The 530-nt window shown below is 44.3% G+C and carries 1 protein-coding gene; it reads left to right on the forward strand.

What is annotated here, in order from left to right:
* Window positions 1-530: hemagglutinin repeat-containing protein (locus ACFIKG_RS09870; RefSeq protein ID WP_375652262.1), on the forward strand; the 530-nt coding region annotated here is incomplete at both ends.

Here is a 530-nt window from a genome sequence, read left to right on the forward strand (position 1 = left end):
GGATCAGGCAAGGGTTTTGTGTCGATATACGGGAGTGAGGGAAAGACAGAAAATGAAGAGAGTTTTGAGCATCAAGGCTCTTCTCTCAATGGGAAAAATATCACCATCACCGCCACCAAAAAAGATGTGAACGTGGAGGGCTCTGATTTTACTGCGCAAGAAAATATTCATGTTTCGGCAGCCCATGATGTGAATGTTTCACCTGGTCACAATCGTCATAGGGCAAGCTCAAAGGAAGAACGCACAGGTTTTGGGTTTCAGTTTGAAAAGAACCCTAGCGGTGCTTCTGTAGGTGTTGGAATTGCGAGCGCCAAAGACACAGGGGACCAATGGGAAAATACCAATACGCCATCTCATTTCAAGGCGGGAAAAGATGTGCAGATCAATGGTGGCAATGATGTGAATTTACAAGCAACCATTGTTTCGGCGGATCGTGATGTCAACATTGATGCTGGCAATAATATCACCCTATCAGAAAGCTATGATACCTCTAACGCAAAAGAAAAGCATGAAAAGTCTTTTGCTGGTGT

This window comes from Bartonella sp. LB28NMGDW (assembly GCF_042194435.1).
In the GTDB taxonomy this organism is placed as follows: Bacteria; Pseudomonadota; Alphaproteobacteria; order Rhizobiales; family Rhizobiaceae; genus Bartonella; species Bartonella grahamii.